Annotated in this window: 1 protein-coding gene and 1 pseudogene; one reads left to right on the top strand and one right to left on the bottom strand. The window is 32.2% G+C overall.

The genetic code is table 11. The features are described 5' to 3' along the window. The first annotated feature begins 343 nt into the window (after window positions 1–343). A complete protein-coding gene (locus VNJ50_RS04340; RefSeq protein ID WP_325579405.1) occupies window positions 344–1,357 on the top strand; it encodes a hypothetical protein in 1,014 nt (337 codons plus the stop codon). Window positions 1,358–1,432: 75 nt separating this feature from the next. Here the strand turns inward: VNJ50_RS04340 and VNJ50_RS04345 are convergent. Beyond that, a pseudogene (locus VNJ50_RS04345) lies at window positions 1,433–1,720 on the bottom strand (NAD(P)/FAD-dependent oxidoreductase); the annotation flags it as partial.

Genomic DNA, 1,720 nt, shown 5'->3' on the forward strand with positions numbered 1-1,720 from the left:
GATGGCCTTTTATTATTTGTCCACCTTTATATTCAGAAGTTAAAATATTCCCGGTTTGCTTATATTCAAAAATGGTTTCTTCTGAGGTTTCTCCATTTTCAGAATTCTGAACTGGCCTGAATTTTTTATTGTTATAGTTCATTGCGTCTTTTAACTTCTTATATTATTATGACGTTATTGGCGTTTTCTATCAACAACTAGTATCAGTATTTTCCATTAACATTGACGTAAATCTCAATTTAAAAATAGCTTAAATTGTATTTAATTGTTTAGATTAGTCAAAAGTTTAATTAAAATAATGGCTGTCATTTAGATTAACTTTGCTAAAGTAAAAAATGAAACTATGGATAACAACAAAGAAAAATGGAATGAAATCAATTTCTTGTTATTTGAGAATGTCCCTATGGATATTAGTGAAAGTGCATTTGAACCATATGTAACACAAGCACTAAGAGTATTAGAATGGAAAGAATATTTAGGTGATTTAGAAATCCGAACGCTTTCACAATTTGGAGCAGCTAATGAAATCACCCCCGATTTTATTGTCAAAGCTCCAAATGGTCAAAAGTTATTTGTCATTGAAATCAAACAACCTAACATTCCATTGACATCAAAACATCAGCGTCAACTCTTTACCTATATGCGCCAGTTTAAATTGGAATATGGAATTCTAATTGGACACGCAATTCAAATATTCTATGATGGAAACTTATCAAAACAAGAAGAGCCAATCCTTATAGAAATGATTAAATTTGAAAAGGATAATAAGGCAGGTGAAAAATTCGTAGAATTATTTAGTAAAGACAATTTTAATTTTGAAACATTACAAAACTTCACTTTAAAAGCTTTAAGAAAGTTAAACAGCAAAAAAGAACGACAAGAATTAGTACAAAAAATAACTTCAGACGATTTTGAAGAAAAACTACTAGAACTAATTAAACAAGATTTTTTAGATGAATACGATAGTGAATTAATAGATACTGTGTTATCAAATGTAAAAATTGAGATTAAAGAAAAAGATACAGAAGCAATTAAATTGAAAGTACAGCCACCTCTAAAAGACTATTATCGACCAGCAAATTACCGTCCTTATTCCGATGGATCTCTTCTGCCAATCGAATTAAATCCCCCAAGTGAGACAGACTTTAAACGTAGATTATTACTGACAAAAACGGCTTATATAACTACCTTTTATAAAAATGGAACTAATAAACAACAAATTTGGAACGCCCATAGATTTAAAGAAAGTTCAGGCGTTTTGGGGAACTTAAGATCACGTCCAGAATTTAGAAATGGAGAATGGCAGCGACTGGGAATAGAAAAAGTTATAGTTTCAATTGATAGAAGAAAATATTAATACTATTCTTGAAGCCTATCGAGAACAGCTTCAAAAAATAAAAAATAAAATTTTATCTCACAATAGCCCAAAACTCTACCCCTCATTTTTATCATGAACATGGGCATCCATGCCGCCATTCCAAAGTGTTAAAATATCAGTAGCCACCTGTGCGCCACTACCACTGGCAATCGAAAATTGACTTCTCCATCCCGCCAAAGTTCCTGCAACATACAAACCTTCCGCCACCAGATGGTCTTCGTTTTTTAACCAAATGCGCTCCTTTGCAGCAGCAGCTCTTGGATGTGGTGCGATATAGGTTTCCAAGCCATCAATATTGATAAGATTAGTGTATCCAGCAGCAATTACCACAATTTTAGAATG

It is taken from the genome of Gelidibacter sp. (genome assembly GCF_035577925.1).
GTDB lineage: Bacteria > Bacteroidota > Bacteroidia > Flavobacteriales > Flavobacteriaceae > Gelidibacter.

Excerpts from the sequence above, each read along its gene's own strand:
- VNJ50_RS04340 (WP_325579405.1), top strand. The coding sequence starts at position 344 with ATGGATAACAACAAAGAAAAATGGAATGAAATCAATTTCTTGTTATTT.